The 15,245-nt window shown below is 64.5% G+C and carries 12 protein-coding genes, 1 pseudogene and 1 riboswitch; of the genes and pseudogenes, 8 read left to right on the forward strand and 5 right to left on the reverse strand.

The annotated features are described in order from the left end of the window. Nucleotides 1-84 precede the first annotated feature (84 nt). Together AB4061_RS04170 and AB4061_RS04175 are read left to right on the forward strand one after the other, a co-directional pair. Nucleotides 85-528 (forward strand): annotated as a pseudogene (locus AB4061_RS04170) (isochorismatase family protein); the annotation flags it as partial. Nucleotides 529-634: 106 nt separating this feature from the next. Further along, a riboswitch (glycine riboswitch) is annotated at nt 635-731 on the forward strand. 168 nt (nt 732-899) lie between these two features. Further along, nucleotides 900-2,168: a D-amino acid dehydrogenase gene (locus tag AB4061_RS04175; RefSeq protein ID WP_441631158.1), complete on the forward strand. Its 1,269-nt coding sequence runs from the start codon at nt 900-902 to the stop codon at nt 2,166-2,168. Nucleotides 2,169-2,193: 25 nt separating this feature from the next. Here AB4061_RS04175 and AB4061_RS04180 read toward each other — a convergent pair whose 3' ends face one another. Further along, nucleotides 2,194-4,644 (reverse strand): DUF3772 domain-containing protein, encoded by a 2,451-nt coding sequence (locus AB4061_RS04180; RefSeq protein WP_441631159.1) that lies wholly within the window; start codon nt 4,642-4,644, stop codon nt 2,194-2,196. A 437-nt stretch (nt 4,645-5,081) separates the two neighbouring features. On the opposite strand from AB4061_RS04180, the gene AB4061_RS04185 reads away from it, so the two are divergent. Both AB4061_RS04185 and AB4061_RS04190 read left to right on the forward strand, forming a co-directional pair. Then, nucleotides 5,082-5,999 carry a helix-turn-helix domain-containing protein gene (locus AB4061_RS04185; RefSeq protein ID WP_441631161.1) on the forward strand — a complete coding sequence of 306 codons (918 nt, stop codon included), beginning with the start codon at nt 5,082-5,084 and terminating at the stop codon, nt 5,997-5,999. Between the two features lie 167 nt (nt 6,000-6,166). Then, the gene (locus tag AB4061_RS04190; RefSeq protein ID WP_441631163.1) at nt 6,167-7,759 is read left to right on the forward strand and encodes an MFS transporter; all 1,593 of its coding nucleotides are present in this window, start codon (nt 6,167-6,169) and stop codon (nt 7,757-7,759) included. A 126-nt stretch (nt 7,760-7,885) separates the two neighbouring features. On the opposite strand, the gene AB4061_RS04195 is transcribed toward AB4061_RS04190, so the two are convergent. Further along, complete coding sequence (locus AB4061_RS04195; RefSeq protein ID WP_441631165.1) at nt 7,886-8,284, reverse strand: response regulator transcription factor; 399 nt, start codon at nt 8,282-8,284, stop codon at nt 7,886-7,888. A 786-nt stretch (nt 8,285-9,070) separates the two neighbouring features. On the opposite strand from AB4061_RS04195, the gene AB4061_RS04200 reads away from it, so the two are divergent. The 4 genes from AB4061_RS04200 to AB4061_RS04215 all read left to right on the forward strand — a co-directional run bounded on the left by AB4061_RS04200 (nt 9,071) and on the right by AB4061_RS04215 (nt 12,151). Then, entirely contained in the window at nt 9,071-9,697 is a 627-nt protein-coding gene (locus AB4061_RS04200) for a response regulator transcription factor (RefSeq protein ID WP_441631469.1), read from the forward strand. A gap of 124 nt (nt 9,698-9,821) precedes the next feature. Continuing rightward, nucleotides 9,822-10,979 (forward strand): acyl-CoA dehydrogenase family protein, encoded by a 1,158-nt coding sequence (locus AB4061_RS04205; protein ID WP_441631167.1) that lies wholly within the window; start codon nt 9,822-9,824, stop codon nt 10,977-10,979. A gap of 93 nt (nt 10,980-11,072) precedes the next feature. Beyond that, complete coding sequence (locus tag AB4061_RS04210) at nt 11,073-11,312, forward strand: DUF2789 domain-containing protein (RefSeq protein ID WP_441631169.1); 240 nt, start codon at nt 11,073-11,075, stop codon at nt 11,310-11,312. A gap of 188 nt (nt 11,313-11,500) precedes the next feature. Next, nucleotides 11,501-12,151 carry a hypothetical protein gene (locus tag AB4061_RS04215; protein WP_441631171.1) on the forward strand — a complete coding sequence of 217 codons (651 nt, stop codon included), beginning with the start codon at nt 11,501-11,503 and terminating at the stop codon, nt 12,149-12,151. 110 nt (nt 12,152-12,261) lie between these two features. Here the strand turns inward: AB4061_RS04215 and cyoD are convergent, their stop codons facing one another. From cyoD to cyoB, 3 genes are read right to left on the reverse strand one after another with little or no spacing between them, the layout of a single operon-like run. Beyond that, nucleotides 12,262-12,636 (reverse strand): cytochrome o ubiquinol oxidase subunit IV, encoded by a 375-nt coding sequence (gene cyoD / locus AB4061_RS04220; protein ID WP_441631173.1) that lies wholly within the window; start codon nt 12,634-12,636, stop codon nt 12,262-12,264. Further along, nucleotides 12,633-13,235, reverse strand: a complete 603-nt coding sequence (gene cyoC / locus AB4061_RS04225; protein WP_150986766.1) for a cytochrome o ubiquinol oxidase subunit III — start codon at nt 13,233-13,235, stop codon at nt 12,633-12,635. The genes cyoD and cyoC overlap by 4 nt, the downstream gene beginning before the upstream one ends. A 3-nt stretch (nt 13,236-13,238) precedes the next feature. Continuing rightward, nucleotides 13,239-15,215, reverse strand: coding sequence for a cytochrome o ubiquinol oxidase subunit I (gene cyoB / locus AB4061_RS04230; protein ID WP_441631175.1), 1,977 nt, complete (start codon nt 15,213-15,215; stop codon nt 13,239-13,241). Nucleotides 15,216-15,245: the final 30 nt, after the last annotated feature.

The following is a 15,245-nucleotide window of genomic DNA, read 5'->3' on the forward strand; positions in this document are numbered from 1 at the left end:
GATCGGCGCCAAAGACGACGTTCTAAATAATTCAACCATGTAGCCAAGTGGCCAAATAGCCAAGTAGCCAAGGAGAGAGAAATCATGACCAACGCCAAGCTCGAAGTCCTGACCCCGCAAAACAGCCAGCTGATCTTCATCGACCACCAGCCGTAGATGGCCTTCGGCGTGCAGTCAATGGACCGCCAGGCGATGAAGAACAACGCGGTCGGGCTGGCCAAGGCGGCCAGGATCTTCAATATCCCCACCACCATCACCACGGTGGAGAGCGAGTCTTTCTCCGGCTACACCTACCCCGAACTGCTTGACGTATTCCCCGGCCAGCAGACGCTGGAACGCACCTCGATGAACTCGTGGGACGACCAGAAGGTGCGCGACGCGCTGGCCGCCAACGGCCGCAAGAAGATCATCGTGGCCGGCCTGTGGACCGAGGTTTGCAACACCACCTTCGCGCTGTCCGCGATGCACGACAGCGACTACGAGATCTACATGGTGGCCGACGCCTCCGGCGGCACCAGCAAGGAAGCTCCCGCCCGCTGAAATTCGCGGCCTGAACCCGCAGGGAACTTCCCCAGGCAGTCAGACTAGTGCTAAAGTTCCGAGCCATGCCACCTGGTATTACCCGGCGGCATGCAAAGTGATATCGGGAGAGACTGCCTAGCCAAGCGCCGGGCAGCGCCGAAGGAGCAACCGCCCCGGAAACTCTCAGGCAAAAGGACCGGTATCACGTTTGAACTCTGAAGAACCCCGGCGCTCGTCAGCCGGCGGTACCGAAGGAGCAAGCGATCCTCGCCACCCCCAAAGTGGCGTATCGTGAATCTCTCAGGTCAAGGACAGAGGGGGCGTCTTTTGTGCATGCCGCGCAAGAGGCTCCCATCCGACGTCCTGGAACCATAGAGATGAAAACAATTGCCGTTATCGGTGGTGGCATCACCGGCGTGACCACTGCCTATGCGCTCGCCAAACGCGGTTTCTCGGTCACGCTGCTCGAAAAACACCGCTATGCCGCCATGGAAACCTCGTTCGCCAACGGCGGCCAGCTTTCCGCTTCCAACGCCGAAGTCTGGACACACTGGTCCACCATCCTCAAGGGCATCAAGTGGATGCTCAAGAGCGATGCGCCGCTGCTGGTCAACCCGCGCCCGAGCTGGCACAAGCTGTCCTGGTTCGCCGAGTTCATCGCCGCCATTCCCCATTACCGCAAGAACACCATCGAGACCACGCGCCTGGCAATTGCCGCGCGCGACCACCTGTTCTCCTGGGCGGCGGCCGAAGGCATCGATTTCGACCTGAAGAAGGAAGGCATCCTCCATATCTATCGCGACAAGGCGGGTTTCGAGCATGCCGGCAGGGTGTCCAAGCTGCTGGCCGAGGGCGGGCTGGAGCGCCACGCCGTCACGCCGGAAGAAATGCGCGCCATCGAGCCGACCCTGGCCGGGCAGTACTACGGTGGTTATTTCACCCAGAGCGACTCCACTGGCGACATCCACAAGTTCACCAGCGGCATGGCCGCGGCCATCGACCGCCTGGGCGTGCGTTGCCTGTACAGCCAGGATGTCCAGTCGGTCAGCACCGATGGCCGGCAGGTCACCATCGTCAGCAGCGATGGCCAGCAGGCCGAATCGCGCGTGTTCGACGGCGTGGTTGTCTGTGCCGGCACGGCCAGCCGGGCGCTGGCGGCCAGCCTTGGCGATCGCGTCAACATCTATCCGGTCAAGGGCTATTCGATCACCGTCAACCTGAATGACGCGCAAAGCCAGGCGGCCGCGCCCGTCGTGAGCCTGCTCGACGACGAGACCAAGCTGGTCACCAGCCGCCTGGGCGTTGACCGCTTCCGCGTGGCGGGCACGGCGGAGTTCAACGGCTACAACCGCGACATCCGCGCCGATCGCATCCGCCCGCTGGTGGAGTGGGTCAACCAGTGCTTCCCCGGCGTCAGCACGCGCAGCGTGGTGCCCTGGGCCGGCCTGCGGCCGATGATGCCTACCATGCTGCCGCGCGTGGGCCGGGGCCGTGCGCCCTGCGTGTTCTACAACACCGGCCACGGCCACCTGGGATGGACGCTGTCGGCGGTCACTGCGGACATGATCGGCGATGTGGTGCAGCAAGCCATGGGCGCCAGGCGTGCGCATGGCGTGCAGGACTCGGTGGCGCTGGTGACTCCGTAACGGGCCGCGTAAGGGGCCGGACGCGTTACGCGCCAAGCGCGGCCATATTCTCCACCCGCAACGTCTGCGGGACCGACAGCGAGATATCGGCCGCGCGCAGCCGCTTCAGTATCTCGAACAACAGGTCGCTCTTGGTCGCGGTGGCGATCCGGGGGCTGCCGACGTAGCCCGTCACGCTAAGCGTGATTCCGTTCGGCGCCAGCTGGCTGAACGTGACGGATGGCGCGGGCTTGTCGAGGATCGCCTCATTTTCCCGATAGGAGTCGAGCAGCAGTTCGCGCACCTGTTCGGGATCGATGTTCAGCGGGAAGGTGAGCAGCAGCGTCGCGACGCCTTGCGTGCTGTTGCTCATCGTCACGTTGCGCAGGTTCTGCGAGATCAGCTGCGAGTTGGGCACGATCACGGTCGAGCGGTCGCCCAGCAGGATCTCCGTCGCGCGCACGTTGATGCGCTTGATGTCGCCCTCCACGCCGCCGATGCTTACCATGTCGCCGACCTTCACCGGGCGCTCGGTCAGCAGGATGAGCCCCGACACGAAGTTCTTGACGATCTCCTGCAGGCCGAAGCCAATGCCCACGGACAGCGCGCTGACGATCCAGGCCAGGTTTTCCCATCTGACGCCCAGCAGCGACAGCGTCAGCAATACGATCAGCACATAGCCGATGTTGCTGAACAGCGTGATGAGCGATGCGCGCAGGCCCGCTTCCATGCAGAGCTTCGGCAAGAGTTCCGCGTCCAGCCAGCGCCGCACCGAGCGCAGCAGGTAGGTGCCGACCGAGAGTGCGATGACCGCGTTCAGGATGCGGTCGGGCATGATGTTGAGGCTGCGCAGCCGCTCGCCGCCGAGCATCGTCAGCAGGCTGTTGAGCAGGTCGCTCGGCGTGGTGCCGAAGCCGCCGGTCAGCAGCGCGATGACAGCCACCAGGAGCAGCAGGCTGGTGCCGATCCCCGACAGCACCGTCGACGCCTGCGCGAGATGGCTGTCCCCGAGTCCGAACAACTGCTTGATGACCTTGCCGCTTGGATGGTGCGCGCTGAACACGCTTTCGCAGACGTCGCGGGTCAGTTGCGTCAGCAAGTACAGGCTGCACAGGACGATGTCGATCCAGACAAGCTCGTAGGTCAGGAAGCGCGCGAACGTGATGTAGCCGATCAGCAGCGCCATCAGCGAGGCGACGACCGTCATCGTGACGCTAGCGTGGATCAGGCCGGCAAAGGTGGAGCGCGCTTCAGGCCGCTCGCCCGCCGCGGCGAGCTTCGTGCGCACGCGGTTGGCGCGCAGCAGCGCTGCGCCGATTGTCAGCACCACCACAAGCGACACCAGGCCGCGGCCTAGCAAGGTCACCTGCAGGCTTGTGTCCGCGGTCCGGTTGAGTTGCTCGAGTGTGCCGGCGATCAGCAGCAGGCCCGCGAGGACGCTAGGGAAAGGACGCATCGCCAGCGCGACCTTGTCGGCTAGCGCGGGCACGCGCCATGAGGGATGGCGCGTGCACAGCAATGCCCGTCCCAGGCCCGCGATCAGCGCGCTTGTCAGCGTCAGCTTGCCGAGTTCGCTGATCAGGTCTTGCACCTGAGCAGGCAGTTCGTAGTGCGGGGCGAAAGCAAAACACAGAACCTGTACCGCGATGGCGGTCGCCGCGACCGTCGCGAGTGCCGTTGCAAGCGCGAGTGCGCTGCGCCGCAGCCGGCTCTCGGGCAAGCGCGTCAGGCAGAACCATGCCAGCGCCCGCTCGAGCAGCCGTCGGCCGATGGTCCAGACGCTGATCGCAAGCAGCAGAAGCAGGGCGGTGATGGCTTGCCGCCCGGGCTGCCAGGCCAGGTCCCACAACGGGGTGACTTGTCTTTTGAACGCGTTCAGCCGCTGCTGGTCCTCCGGGCTTGGCGCGAACAACGGCTCCCAGAATGCCATGCTGAGAATGCTGGGCGAGCGCAGCGCGAGCTGGTTCTTCAAGCGGCTGCGCTGCAGCTTGGCGATCTGCTCGGTCAGGTTGGTGACATTGCCCTTGACCTCGGCCGCTTGCTTCAGTCCGCTGTCCAGTTGGGCCTTGCGCGCGTTCAGGTCCGCCCGCTGCTGTGCGACGGCAGCGGCCTCCGGCGTGGTGCCGGCGGCGGGTGGCGGCCCGAGCACGTCGAGCTGTGCCTGCAACTGCGCACGCTGGGGCGTGAGCGCAGCGCTCAGCTTGTCGACGTCGCTTGCCAACTGGTGGATGGCGTCATCCAGCCCTTCGAGCTGCGTGCCGCTGGTGGGCGACGACGCCAGTTGCTTGATGCGGTCCTGCTCGGTCTGGAGGCGTTTCAGCTCGGCAACGGCATCCGCGTGCGATGGGGGCTTGGTGGCGGGCGCATCCGCGTTCGAGGTGGTGTCGGCGGCGGCTGCTGCGGCTGCAGCGGCGGCTGCGGCCGGGAATGCATTGGGGGTCAGGTGCAATAGCGCAACCAGCACAAGGCTCAGCACGAACCTGGGGAGTTTGCTCATAGAAAGGGAAAGATCCTTACTGATCGGCTTGCCGGGCCGGCAATCGCGCAGGTTCGCGTGGATTGCCATGGCTCGTCAGACGGTCGATGACCGGGGGGCGACGATCAGGATGTTGGACGACCGCGCGGCGATCGAGATGGGAGTCGATCGGAGCGCCAGGGAGGCGATCTTGCCGGCATGTGCTCAATAGTCCGTCGGACTACTGGCGATGCCGCGTGATTGGCACGTCGCTTGATACGGGAGAATGGCTTGAACGAGTCTGAATTATACAGAAGGCATCGCGCGCCCTTCGTTTTCAGCTGGCAACAGGCGCTTGCGTCACTCGATCTGTATCATCCAAAGTTCCACGCGAGCTGCAACCAAGCTCTGCTATTCTGGTTGGCCGCTGCTGCCGCGGCGTGGGTTTTCATGGTGGTGGTTTATTCTTGTGTGAAATCATGTCCGTCAACGCCAATGCCGCAATCCCGCTCCCATCCCACGGATCGCTTGACGCATTCGGGTGCGCCGCGGAAAAGCTCTCCAAGGATCAGAAGCTCGCCGGCAGCGAGATCCGGTTTTTCCGCAAGAGCTCGCCCGGCGAGAAGGCGAGCCAGGTTATCACTTCGGCGTCGAATCGTGGCTTTCTGGTGGGGGTTTCGCTGTGCACGGGACATCGCCGCCGGGTGTTTCATGAGCGCCGCGCGAGCACCCACGAATTTGAAAAGAACTCCATCTATATCCGGAATTTCTTTGAAGACTATAAAGCCGATTTTTATGGTTATTTCGATTTCATCCTGCTGGAGATTTCCCGCACCTTTATCGAGCGCACCAGCGCGGAACTAGGCCGCTCGCGCATCCTGGGGCTGCGCAGCGCGGCGGGAGAGCAAGACCAGGTACTGGCGCATCTCGCCCAGGCGGCGGCGCCGGCACTGAGCCACCCCGAGATGGCCAGCAAGCTGTTCGTCGATCAACTGGGCTTCACGATCGGGACCTATCTCGTCGAGCACTATGGGCATGGATCCGTCGCCACGCCCAAGACGAACCGGTTGCTGTCGCAACGCAGCGTGGCGATGGCCAAGGAAATGCTGATCGCCAAGATCGATGGCGATCTGTCCATTGCGGACGTCGCCGACGCCTGCAACCTGTCGCGTAGCCATTTCACCCGTGCCTTCCGGGATACGACCGGCCAGACACCCTATCAGTGGCTGGCGGCCCAGCGCCTGGAACGCGCGCGCGGCCTCCTGCGCGAATCAGGACTCTCCCTGGCGGAAGTGGCCATGGCTTGTGGCTTCTCCGATCAAAGCCATTTCACCCGCGTGTTCTCGCAATCGGTCGGCGTCTCTCCCGGCAACTGGCGCCGCAGGGTTCACGCCTGAAGCGCTGGGCGCAAGGCCACTGCGTCGGCGCCGATGCTAGCCGGTGCCGAGGCACAACGCAACTGTCCCTTGGTATGGGTAGACGGCGCTCGCTGTGCTCCACACAATGCGGCTGTGCCACCGTTGGCATTGCCGCCGGCAGTGCCTGAGCAACTTGCGACCAAGCCATGAATGACTCTCAAGCCGCCGCTGCCGGCTCGCCGTGGAGCCCGCTGCGGCACAGCACGTTCCGGATGTTGTGGATCGCCACGGTGGCGTCCAACGTGGGCACCTGGATGAACGACGTGGGTGCCAGCTGGCTGATGACGTCGCTCGATCCCGATCCCCTGATGGTCGCCCTGGTGCAGGCAGCGGGCAGCCTGCCGATGTTCCTGTTCGCCTTGCCGTCCGGGGTGCTGGCCGATATCGTCGACCGGCGCAAGTACCTGATCCTCGCGCAGCTTTGGACGCTGGCCGTGGCGGCCACGCTGGGTGTGCTTGCGCTCACCGGCGTGGTCAACGCGCATGTGCTGCTGATTGCTGCGTTTTTGCTGAGCACCGGCGCGGCGATGAGCTCGCCACCGTTCCAGGCCATCGTGCCAGATCTGGTCGACAAGGCGGACTTGCCGCCGGCCATTGCGCTGAACTCCCTGGGGATCAATATCAGCCGTGCGATCGGCCCTGCGCTGGGCGGCCTGATCCTGTCGTTCTCCGGGCCCGCGGTGGTCTTTCTGCTCAACGCGTTGTCGGTGCTGGGCGTGACGCTGGTGCTGTACCGGTGGAAGGCCGAGCCCGCCCGGCGGAACCTGCCGCCCGAGCATTTCGTGTCGGCGGTGCGTGCCGGCCTGCGGTACGTGGAGGCCGCGCCCCTGCTGCGGGTCGTGCTGGTCAGGGCGCTCGCGTTCTTTCTTTTCGGCAGTGCCGGCTGGGCGCTGCTCCCGCTGGTGGCCCGGCGGGAACTGGGCCTTGGCCCGGGCGGATATGGCTTGCTGCTGGCCAGCATCGGCCTGGGCGCCGTCGGTGGCGCCCTTGTGCTCCCCAAGCTGCGCGGCCGGGTCTCTGCCGATCGCATGGTGGTGCTGGCTAGCTTGCTGTTCGCGCTGAGCTTGCTCGCGCTGGCCTATGTGCGGCATTTCTGGCTGCTGGCGGCGGCACTGCTGTTTGCCGGGCTGGCGTGGATCGCGGTACTGTCCACGCTCAATGTGGCCGCCCAGCGCAGCGCCGCGGGCTGGGTCAAGGCACGCGCGCTGGCGGTCTACCTGACCGTGTTCTTCGGCGCCATGACCGCGGGGAGCGCGCTATGGGGCAAGACTGCCGCGCTGCTGGGCATCCCTGTTGCCCTGATGCTGGCGGCAGCGGGGCTGGCCCTTGCGTGCGCCACTGCGCTGCGGTGGCGCCTGGGCATCTCGCCGGACCTGGACCTGGCGCCTTCCGGTTTTCTGCACCCGGGCGAGCTGGACGTAGCCCACGACCGTGGGCCGGTGATGATCTGCGTGGAATACGAGGTCGCGCGCGAGGATGTGGCAGCGTTTGCCAAGGCCGTGCAGGAGATGCGCCGGATTCGCCGCCGCAGCGGTGCGCTGTCCTGGGGTGCCTACGAAGACCTGGCCGCGCCCGGACGCTTCATCGAGACCTTCCTGGTGGAGTCGTGGCTGGAGCATCTGCGCCAGCACGAGCGTCACACCATGAACGACAAACTGATCCAGACGCGCGTGCATCGCTTTCACCGCGGTGCCGCGCCGCCCGTCGTGCGCCACCTGGCCGCACCCGACGGCAGCTGACCGCACCTGCGCCGGATCTGGGCGGGTGGCGTCCCGGCGCGGCGGCAAGGAAACCGCCCGGGCCCAGGGCAAGCCGCTCGTGGCGCATGCCGAGCGCCAGGGGCATCACGCTTTCGGACATCGTCTTCAGTCTCCTGGCCGCGGCCCGGAATTGGCGCTTCGCGCCAGCACATTCCCGATGCAACGGATGATGTCGGTTTCCATGAACGGTTTGCTGAGAAAGCAGACAGCGCCGATCGCCTCGGCGCGTTGCCGGCAGTGCTCCTCGGGGAAGGCCGTCATGAAGATCACCGGCGTGGCCAACCCGCGCGCGCGGAGGTGTTCGCAAAGTGCGAAGCCGTTCATCGCCGGCATCTGCACGTCGGCGATCAGGCAGGAAATGGATTCGATGGTGTTTGACTGAAGCAGATCGTTCCCGCTCGCATAAAGCTCGACGCTCATGTTGAAGGAGCGGAGCAGGCTTCCCAGGGCTTGTCGGACAGCAGCATCGTCGTCGACGATGGCGATCACCGGGTTAGCGATCACACGGTGTTCCCCCTTTTGTCATGAGCGGTGAAGCGGTGACGAAGCGGTCGGAGGCCCCCATCGCTTGCTTTGAGGATAGCGCGCTGTCACGCTCAGTGGAATCATACGGTGGTATTGTCGGCATCGGTCAGGGGTCCCCCCCAGGCGGGCAGGGGAGAGCGGTCAGACCGCGCCGTCCCCGACGTGCTATCAGGCCAGGCCTGACCCGCGCGGCCCAGGTCTGGCGTGGCCGGGGGTAACACCAAAGTATGAGGCGACGACCCTCGCTGGAAAACGCCAGGCTGTATGCCGAGTTGCTGCGCCAGAACCAGGAATGCCAGCGGGTACAAGCCGAACTGGCGCACGTCTCCCGGGTTGCCACGCTTGGCGAGCTGGCGGCATCGATTGCGCACGAGGTCAATCAGCCGCTGACCGGTATCGTCGCGCGGCCTTCTCCTTTACCCTGCCGGTGCCGTAACCATGGCCGCGACCGTAGCCAGGGCGGCGCCGGCCGGCCATGCCCGTGGCTATTACGCCCCTTGGGCCGGCGCTGCCATCCTCTGGGGTGATGATTAATTCATATGGAATATTGGCGCGCATGAATACGCCACAGTAGACAAAAGCCGGCACAAATCGACAATACGCCGGCAAGGCAAGAGCATAGTGTGCCTGCGGGGCAGCCACACAGCGACACAGCCCCGCACAGCCCGACACAACGATTGACGTTGTCCGCGTTCTTGCTGGCGTCTTTGAAGCTGACTGGAGAAACTGACCGTGACATCTCAAAGCCTGGAGCCTGTCGAGACAATGACTTGCGACGAAGCGTTGGTGCTGGTCGTCGACGACGATGCGCTGCTGCGCGGTGCGCTGGGCAACCTGTTTCGCTCGGTCGGCATGCGTGCCGCGCTGTTCGGCTCGGCCGCGGAATTGCTTGAATACCGGTTGCCGGAAGCACCTTGTTGCCTGGTGCTCGACGTCAGGCTGCGCGGCCAGAGCGGACTGGACCTGCAGGCGCACCTGCGGCAACTGGGCATCTGTGTCCCGATCATCTTCATGACGGGCTACGGCGATATCGCCATGACCGTGGCAGCGATGAAGGCTGGCGCGGAAGATTTCATGGCCAAGCCGTTTCGCGATCAGGACCTGCTCGATGCGGTATCGGCAGCGATCGAGAAGGACCGCCGGCGACGCGAGGGAATGCGCAGGGCCCAGGGGCTTCGCAGCAGTTTCGAGACGCTGACGCCGCGGGAGTCGGAGGTGATGGCTCTGGCCGCATCCGGGCTGATGAACAAGCAGATTGCCAGCCGCATCGGCATCAGCGAGGTGACGGTAAAGATCCACCGCGGGCAGGCCATGCGCAAGATGAAAGCGCGCACGTTTGCCGATCTCGTGCTGATGGCCCAGCAACTTGGCGTCTGCCAAGTCGAATGCTAGCCGTGCAGGGATAGCCACGCCTGCATCGCAACACGCCTCGCGCCGGGACACCTGCCTCGCCTACAATTTCTTCTGCATGGCCGCAATGGCCCAATCAGAAGACGAAGCAAGGCGAGGCAAGATAATGGACTTCAGTTTGACTTCCGTTCAACAGGATCTGCAGGCACGCACCCGCCAGTTCATCGCGGACCACGTCATGCCGATGGAGCGCGATCCCCGGCAAACGCCGCATGGCCCAACCGAGGACTTGCGCGCGGACCTGGTGGAAAAGGCAAGGGCGGCGGGCTTGCTGACACCCCACGCCAGCATGGAGGCCGGAGGCCTCGGGCTGTCGCACCGGGACAAGGCTATTGTTTTTGAAGAGGCGGGCTACTCGCCGCTGGGGCCGGTGGCGATGAACATTCATGCGCCGGACGAAGGCAACATCCACCTGATGGAGCTGGTCGCCACGCCGGAGCAGAAGGCCCGCTGGCTGCAGCCCCTGATCCTTGGGCACACGCGCTCGTGCTTTTGCATGACCGAACCGGCGCCAGGCGCGGGGGCCGATCCGTCGATGCTGCAAACCACGGCGGTGCGCGATGGGAATCATTTCGTGATCACGGGCAGGAAGTGGTTTATCACGGGCGCCACCGGCGCCACCTTCGCCATCATCATGGCGCGGATGGAAGACGGCACCGCCACCATGTTCCTCGCGGACATGAACCAGGCCGGCGTCGAGATCGAGCGGCAGATGGATGCGCTCGATACGTGCTTCACGGGTGGGCATGCCGTGGTGCGTTTCGATGGCCTGCGCGTCCCCGAGAGCGACGTGCTCGGCAAGCTTGGCGAAGGTTTTCGCTACGCGCAGCTGCGCCTGGCCCCGGCGCGGCTGACGCACTGCATGCGCTGGCTCGGGGCGGCCCGGCGCGCGCATGACATTGCGGTCGACTATGCGCGGCAACGCCTTGCGTTTGGCCGGACCCTGGTGGAGCATGAGGGCGTGGGATTCATGCTGGCCGACAACGAAATGGATATGCACACCGCGCGCCTGGCCATCTGGCACTGCGCCTGGGTGCTGGACCGGGGCGAGAAGGGGCGCGACGAGTCCAGCCTGGCCAAGGTGTATTGCTCGGAGGCGCTGTGGCGGGTGGTGGATCGTTCCGTGCAGGTGCTTGGCGGCAGCGGGGTGACGGACGAAACCATTGTCGCGCGCATCTTCCGCGACATGCGCGCCTTCCGGATCTACGATGGTCCCTCGGAGGTGCATCGCTGGAGCATGGCCAAGCGGATAGCGCGGGGCTGAGCCGCTTTCAGCGTGCAAGGTCGAACAGTAATGCACTGATGCACTGATGCACTGATGCATTGATGCGTCTTCACCGTAGGAGGTACGCTCGCCATGGACAATTCCTTCCACCATTTTTCCGAGTTGTTTGCGCAGCTCGGCCTGCCTGCCGACGATCGGGCGATCCGTGAATTCCTGGCCGCGCATTCACCCCTGGCCCCCGATGTCGCGCTTGCGGATGCCGCTTTCTGGACCCCCGCGYAGGCCGCGTTGCTGCGGGAGGAAATCCTGGAAGATGCTGACTGGGCGGAAGTGGTTGACCAGCTGAATGCCGCGCTGCGGGTGCCCGGGTAGTGCCCCGGCGGGATTCGACTCTGCTCCGCTCCAAATAGCGTACTTCTGCTCCTGTTCTGCATTGCTGCGGTGCGGCAACATCCCCTGGACGCGCGTCATTGCCGACGCCAGGGGAAACCGCCGCAGCCATGAAGTACCAGTTATTTGTATTGGCCGGATGTCCGGCCTGCACCGCGCTTGAACTGTGCATGCGAGACGCCGGTCTCGCCTATGACCGCATCGTGCTGGCGTCGCCGCGCCATGCTGCCGATGTGCTGGTTCTGCTTTCCGAATCCGATCCGCGTTGTCCGGCCTTGAGCATGGGCGAGCAAAGCGCAAGCGGCCTCGCGGCTTGCCTTACGCTTCTCAGCCAGAGGCATCCCGAATGCGCCTCGCTGGCGCCGCTGGCACCGCTGGCATTTACCGCCGCAGGCAAGGAACTGGTGGATGGCGTGCTTAGCGGCTGCGTGCTGACGGCCAGGAATGAGCGGGCGTTCTTGCTCGCGCTCGGTGCGTTGCGTGCTGCCGTTCAGGCATGGGGCAGTGCGATGCCGGCGGCGCTGCGCCGCATCGGCCTGTTCGTGCCGTACCTGGACTTGAGAATCGCGGATGGCCTGTCTGGCGGGAAGTTCCGGCTTGCTGGCGCGCTTGGCGTTGACGAAAGCGCGCTGGCCTCCATGGCCAATCGCTTGCCAGCCGGGTTTGAGGACGCCTATCTGGACCGCCTTAGAAGGGGCCGGAGCTGGGTCTATTGGGAAGGGGGCGCCAGCATGCTTGGCGAGCACACCTCGCGGTTTCAGAATGTCCGCCACTGGCCGGCGGCCAGGCGCACGGCGGTCGCCGGCAGCCTGCTTATCTAGCTATTCTATCCAGGCATTCGCAAGCACGCCGCCTGACGGCGGCGCGTGGCCGGCCCCGGAGAGGGGGCGGCCACGCCATGGCGCCCATGGTGCCCATCGGGCCCGTGGTGCTAGTCGCGCAGACGCGCGCGTTCCGGCGACATATCCATCGGCATCATGTTGACGTTCGCGTTATGCATGACCCACAGCGAGCCTGCCACGATGATGGCGATCAGCAGCCCGGTGCACACGAAGATCGCCGTGTTCATGCGCTGGTCCGCGGACGTGCCGATATGCAGGAAGAACACCAGCTGCACCACCAGCTGCGCGACGCAAAGCACCACGATGGCGGCAAGGCCCATGCCCTTCGGCACGAACCCGCCCATCACCGCGCCGAACGACGCGAGGGTGAGCACCAGCGACAGCGCAAAGCCGATTGCATAGCCTTTCAGGCTGCCGTGCGCGGCGTGTGCCGCGGATCCTGTGTGGAGATGGGCGGTCTTCATACAAACTCTCGCAGATAGACAAAGGTGAACACGCAGATCCAGATCAGGTCCAGGAAGTGCCAGAACAGGCTGAGGCAGGCCAGGCGGCGCCGGGTCACGCCATCCAGGCCGAAGGACTTGACCTGGTGCATCATGACCAGGATCCACAGCAGGCCGCAGCTCACGTGCAGGCCGTGGGTGCCCACCAGGGAAAAGTAGGCAGACAAGAACGCGCTGACGCCCGGCCCCGCGCCGGCATGCAGCAGCTCGGCGAATTCATACAGCTCCATGGCGATGAAGGCCGCGCCAAGCACGAACGTGATGCCCAGCCACTGAATGACCTGGCGCTCCCGCCCGGGCTGCATGTTCAGCATGGCCACGCCGAAGGTGAAGCTGCTGATCAGCAGCAGCATGGTTTCACCGAGCACGAACGGCAGCTCGAACAGCTCCCGGCCGCTCGGGCCGCCTGCCGTATTGCCGGCGAGCACCCCGAAGGTGGCGAACAGCACGGCGAAGATCAGGCAGTCGCTCATCAGGTAGATCCAGAACCCCAGCGTGGTCTTGGATCCGTCGTCGTGCGCGACGTGCTCGTGCGTGTTGTGAATGACTGTGTAGCTCATGGGTCAAGCCGCCTTGCGTAGCTGCGCATAGCGCGCGTTTTCGATGCGTTCGACTTCGGCCGCCGGGACGTAGTAGTCCACGTCGCGGTTGTAGGTCCGTGCGATGAAGGTGCCGATCACGCCCAGCAGGCCAAGGCCCGCGATCGCCCACATGTGCCAGACGAGCGCGAAGCAGAGCACCAGGCCGAACGCCGACACGATCACGCCCGCGCTGGTGTTCCTGGGCATATGGATGTCCTCGTAGTGGCCTGGCCGCACATAGGCGCGCCCCGCCTCCTTGTCATCCCAGTGCTGTTCCAGCGACGTGATGTGCGGCACATGGGCGAAGTTGTAGAAGGGTGCCGGCGATGCGGTGGCCCACTCCAGGCTGCGGCCATCCCACGGGTCGCCGGTGAGGTCGGGATTTTGCTTGCGGTCGCGCACGCTCACGGCCAGCTGGATGAGCAGGGCGACGATGCCGGCGCCGATGATCACGGCGCCGCACAGCGCCACGATCAGGTAGGGCTGCCAGTCGGCGTGCGTGTAGTGGTTCATCCGGCGGGTCATGCCCTTGAAGCCGAGCACGTAGAGCGGCATGAAGGCCAGGTAGAAGCCCACCAGCCAGCACCAGAACGAGATCTTGCCCCAGCGCTCGTTCAGGGTGAAGCCGAACACCTTGGGGAACCAGAAGCTCATGGCGGCCAGGCAGCCGAAGATGACGCCGCCAATGATCACGTTGTGGAAGTGCGCGACCAGGAACAGGCTGTTATGCAGCAAGAAGTCCGCGCCGGGCACGGCCAGCAGCACGCCCGTCATGCCGCCGATGGCAAAGGTCACCATGAAGCCGATCGTCCACAGCGTGGACGAGTGGTAGCGGATGCGGCCGCGATACATCGTGAACAGCCAGTTGAACAGCTTCACGCCGGTCGGGATCGAGATGATGGTCGTCATGATCCCGAAGAAGGCATTGACGTTCGCGCCGGAGCCCATCGTGAAGAAGTGATGCAGCCAGACGAAGAACGACAGGATGCCGATCGACGAGGTGGCGTACACCATCGACTTGTAGCCGAACAGCGGCTTGCCGGAGAACGTGGAGATGATCTCCGAGAAGGCCCCGAAGCACGGCAGGATGAGGATATAGACCTCGGGGTGTCCCCAGACCCAGATCAGGTTGACGTACATCATGGCGTTGCCGCCAAGCTCATTGGTAAAGAAGTGCATGCCCAGGTAACGGTCGGCGGTGAGCAGCGCAAGCGTGGCGGTCAGCACCGGGAACACGGCAACGATCAGGATGTTGGTGATCAGCGCGGTCCAGGTGAACACCGGCATCTTCATCAGCGTCAGGCCCGGGGCACGCATGCGCAGGATGGTGACGATGAAGTTGATCCCGGTGAGCGTGGTTCCCAGGCCCGATATCTGTAGTGACCATATGTAGTAGTCCACCCCCACCGTCGGGCTATATCCCAGCTCGGACAACGGTGGATAGGCGACCCAGCCCGTGGCGGCAAAGTCGCCGACGAACATCGACATCATCACCAGCACCGCGCCCGCTGCCGCCAGCCAGAAGCTGAGCGAGTTGACGAACGGATAGGCTACGTCGCGCGCGCCGATCTGCAGCGGCACGATGACGTTCATCAAGCCGAGGATGAACGGCGTTGCCACGAAGAAGATCATGATCACGCCGTGGGCGGTGAAGATCTGGTCGTAGTGGTGTGGAGGCAGGTAGCCGGCCGCATCGCCAACCGCAATCGCCTGCTGCGCGCGCATCATGATGGCGTCGGCGAAGCCGCGCAGCAGCATGACCAGCGCCATGATGATGTACATCACGCCGATGCGCTTGTGGTCGACCGAGCAGATCCACTCGGTCCACAGGTACTTCCATTTGCCGAAGTAGGTCACGGCGCCGAGCAGCGCGATGCCGCCCAGAATGACGGCGGCCAGCGTACCCATGATGATGGGCTCATGGTACGGAATCGCCTCGAGGTTCAATTTGCCGAACATGGATCAGTGCTCCGTGGCCGCGGCGCGGTG

Source organism: Cupriavidus sp. YAF13 (assembly GCF_052113425.1).
Classification (GTDB): Bacteria; Pseudomonadota; Gammaproteobacteria; order Burkholderiales; family Burkholderiaceae; genus Cupriavidus.